The organism is Alkalimonas sp. (assembly GCF_020831925.1).
Classification (GTDB): Bacteria; Pseudomonadota; Gammaproteobacteria; order Enterobacterales; family Alteromonadaceae; genus Alkalimonas.
Window position 1 is genome coordinate 1 of the sequence record NZ_JAFIFQ010000106.1, and the last position, 3,960, is coordinate 3,960.

General features: G+C 56.7%; 3 protein-coding genes and 1 pseudogene. 1 reads left to right on the plus strand and 3 read right to left on the minus strand.

The annotated features are described in order from the left end of the window. The coding region (locus JJU14_RS16215) for a glycine zipper domain-containing protein (protein ID WP_228614767.1) at nucleotides 1-322 on the minus strand (322 nt) is incomplete at its 3' end. A 150-nt stretch (nucleotides 323-472) separates the two neighbouring features. Here JJU14_RS16215 and proB point away from each other — a divergent pair. Further along, on the plus strand, nucleotides 473-1,609 hold the full coding sequence (gene proB / locus JJU14_RS16220) for a glutamate 5-kinase (RefSeq protein WP_228614768.1): 1,137 nt from the start codon (nucleotides 473-475) through the stop codon (nucleotides 1,607-1,609). On the opposite strand, the gene JJU14_RS16225 is transcribed toward proB, so the two are convergent. Together JJU14_RS16225 and JJU14_RS16230 are read right to left on the minus strand one after the other, a co-directional pair. Beyond that, complete coding sequence (locus tag JJU14_RS16225; RefSeq protein WP_228614769.1) at nucleotides 1,594-3,708, minus strand: DUF6351 family protein; 2,115 nt, start codon at nucleotides 3,706-3,708, stop codon at nucleotides 1,594-1,596. The two genes, proB and JJU14_RS16225, sit on opposite strands and share 16 nt — an antisense overlap. 51 nt (nucleotides 3,709-3,759) lie before the next feature. After that, a pseudogene (locus JJU14_RS16230) lies at nucleotides 3,760-3,960 on the minus strand (amino-acid N-acetyltransferase); the annotation flags it as partial.

Here is a 3,960-nt window from a genome sequence, read left to right on the forward strand (position 1 = left end):
GCTGAGATGGGATTTCCAGCCGCAGATTATCACCTTCACGGTGTATCTTCACGCCAGTACCGCTTAGCTCTTCGCGCAGCGCCTTTTCCTGGTTATCCATGTAGCTGCCAACAGCTGCCCCGGCCAAAGCACCAACAGCAGCGCCAATCACCATGCGTTTGTTGCTGCGATTCGCCGTGGTTTTACCAGCAATGGCACCCGCTACCGCACCAATGGCAGCGCCACGGGTGGTATTCTGGTTGTCCGTACTGGCACAACCAACCAGGCCACCTAATGATAAACTTCCGGTCAGTACACCGATCATCACAAGCTTTGACTTCATCTGCATAAACTCCTTTAACGTATAATGACCAGCATAATCCCACAAGCTGAATCATGGCTGAACTATTTTTGCATTGCGCCACGAAAATACATAGACATATGGCCATCCAAAATTATAATCAAAGCAATTTATAATCGCTGAGTGCTTGGTATGCTGGGTCATGGTTGGCGTCGTTTGGTGTTAAAAGTGGGCAGCGCTTTAATCGCGCCAGAGGGAAAAGGTTGTTCTACCCGCTATTTACTAACGCTGGCCCGTTTTATCAGCGAATGCCGCTCACGTGGTATCGAGGTGGTGCTGGTGTCCTCCGGCAGCGTGGCAGCAGGGCGCAGTGCCATTGCCTTTTCGCATCAGCCACTGCCCATTCCGGTCAAACAGGCCATGGCTTCGGTAGGCCAGTACCAGATGATGCAGCTGTGGCAAAATCTGCTCGATTGCCATTGTGGCCAGTTGCTGCTGACTCATGACGACTTTCACAACCGCCGCCGCTACCTGAATATTGAAAACACCCTGCGCACCCTGCTGGATCATCAGGTGCTGCCGATTATCAATGAAAACGACAGTGTCGCCACCGCCGAACTAAAACTAGGCGATAACGACAACCTGGCTGCATTGGTTGCTACTGCTGTGGATGCCGATGTGCTGATTATCTGCTCGGATATCGATGGCTTGTACAGCGCCAACCCTCGCAGCAACCCGCAAGCACAATTTATTGCCGAGGTGGAACGCATCACGCCAGAGATTTTCGCCATGGCTGGTGGCAGTCACCACAATGTGGGGACCGGCGGCATGGTGACCAAGCTGCAGGCGGCGCAAAAAGCCGGGCAGCAGGGCATTGATACGCTGATCGTCAATGGCCAGAAAGCAGCGGTATTCGAAGCGCTGCTCGACGGCAAAGCAGCCGGCACTTTGTTTCACCGCCAGCAAGAGCGGCTCAGCGCCAAAAAGCATTGGTTGCTGCATGGTTTAAAGAGTCAGGGCCAAATCCAGCTGGACGCAGGCGCTGTGAAAGCGCTGCAGCAACAGGGCGCCTCCTTGCTGGCCAAAGGCGTGAGTGCCGTCAGCGGTCAGTTTGATAAAGGCGATGCTGTGCTGCTGTGCGATAGCAGCGGCTCCCCCTTTGCCAAAGGCATTTGCCAGTATCCGGCATCCGAGCTCAGCCGGATTAAAGGGTTACACAGCCAGCACATCGCCGCCACCCTCGGTTATTGCCCACGCGAGGAAGTGATTCACCGCGACGATCTGGTGCTGCTGTCCGCTGCCGAAGCGGCGGCTCAGTCCTCTTCGTAGCGCCAATCCGGCGGATAGGCCAGATCCGGTTGCTGGTAGTCGCAGATACCATCCGGGAATAGCTGGTTAAGTTCGCCCAGCCAGGGCGTCATATCAACAGCACCGAAGTCACCGCGCGCCAGCGCCTGCTCAAGCGGGATCAGCGCACACTGCAGCAAAAGGCCATGACTGGGCGCACCGGCCTGCTGCCGGCTGTTACTCAGCACCGGATAGGTCTGGCGGCAAAGACCATCCTGCTGCCAGACGTCATCGCCACTGGCAATCACCTGACCATCGCCGGCAAAGCAGCGATCCGCAGCTGCCGCCGGCGCCCGGCCATCTCGCAGCCAGGCAACGACCGCAGCAAAGGCCTCGCTTTCCGGTGTGTAATCCGGGTGGCTGACCCAAATACGCTGCCACTGGTCATTGCCACGCTTTGCCAACCGCTCACGCGCCATAAAGGATGGCTGCAAATGATGCATATCCAGCATCGGGTCCAGATAATGACGTAAATCCAGCACAGGGATCGACAGCTCACCAACAAACAACTGGCCATAGCGATAGGCCCGCTCTATTGCATCGCGGTTGGCCCGATAGCGTGGCGCTACCTTGATGCCAGCATCGTTCATCGCAAGCGGTGCCATATTGTGACGACCAAAAGCACTGAGCCAGATCGGCGTATCCCAAATGGGCAGAAAACGCGCCCGTTCGGGTTGCATCTGGTGCTGTGGCAGCCAGCTGCCGATACGGGCATTCAGCTCAATAAACTGCTGTGGGCTCAGCTGGCCGGCTCGAAGTGCCAGCAAGCCGTATGGCACACCCACATTGTCCCATAGGCTGTGGGCAAAACCGTGCTGATCGCGGCCATAGATATCCACCAGGTCTTCCCAGTAACTCCAGTGTGTGCTTTGCAGCAATTTTTCACTGACAAAAGGCCGCAACCGGCCCTGATGCGGGTTATGCACCATCGACGACAGCCCGAACCAGGCATTGATGCACTGGGTAGCACCGTCCATCGGCGTTGGCTTGATACCCGACAGCAGTTGGATGGCACTGATTTCCCGCTGGTAGCGCACTTGCTGATCCGGCACGGTGCTCAGCCCTTCAATCCACTGCCGGTGCTGCCAATCCTGCCAGAAGCTTTTATCGTCGGCCGTAAAGTAGTAGTAGTTGTGCAGCAAATCGCAATCCAGTGCATAGAGTACCTGGCTCAGCATGTCCGGGTAACTGTACTGAGCGATGGCCGCATCCAGCAAGCCGGGGGCATTTTGCGCCAGCAGATACTGCGCAATGCCGCCACCGGAACCACCAATGCCAATGGTCATTTCCGGCTCGCCATAGAGGCTGATAAAATGCTGTTTCAGCTGACGGGCAACTTCTTCGGCCCGCAGAAAGTGGTAACTGTGGCTGGTGCGGTTAGCGCTGCTGCTAACCACGGCATAGCCCTGCCGCAATTGGGAAGCTCGATTGCGCAGCAAGCGCTCAATGCGCAGCTCGCCCTGACGAAAGCCGATGCCAACCCCGCCATGAAACTGATAAATCAATTTCTGGTTCCACTGGCTCTGGCCTGCCCGAAGCGGGAACTCATCGGCCAGCACCGGCATCACCACCAGGTAAAAATAGCGCTGAATGGTGCCAAGCTCAGCCCGCAGCAACAGCTCACCATCGGCCAGCGGGCCACCCTGATAGGGCGCTACAGACCCGTCCAGGCTCAGCCGGTACCACAGCAACCGGCTGGGATGCAGGCAGTCTTTGCTGTACCCCTGCAGCTGGCCCTGGTCATCCAGCACCGCAATGCCGTAGCCGTTGTCATTATCAACCAGCGGCGGTTCAATGCCCAGCTGATGAAAGGCGCAGTAAAAAGGGTATTGCTTGAGGCCGGAAAAAAGCGGGGTGGACGGGCCCACCTCGCCAAGGGGGATAGGATACGAGTAGGGATCCATTGGCCGCTCTGTGCGGCCAATAAAGTCATCGACCTGCAGCAGCTCGCCGGCGCGCTCCGGCGGCACCGCCAATACCGGATGCGCTTCATAAAAACTGGCTGGGATCTCGCTGCGCGGCCACAGCAACATCAAAGCCAGCACTAAGCCAAGCAGCAACAACCATTTCAATAAGCGCACTATGCTCTCCTTCTCGTTCTCTGTTAAGGATAGCAAGACGCCGGACTTGCGCTAGTTCAAAGCCAGCGCCAACACCTTGGATTTACGCTGATAATTGTACAGCTGCTGTTTTTGCGCCGGTAAATCTTCCACCGTCGCCAGCTCAAAGCCATGCTCCAAAAACCAATGAATGCTGCGGGTGGTCAAGGCAAACAGGGTATGAAAACGCTGCTGTTTGGCCCGCTGGATCACGTATTTCAGCAAGACACTGCC

What these genes read in the sequence shown, in the direction of transcription:
- proB (WP_228614768.1), top strand. Translation starts at nt 473, where the DNA reads ATGCTGGGTCATGGTTGGCGTCGTTTGGTGTTAAAAGTGGGCAGCGCT.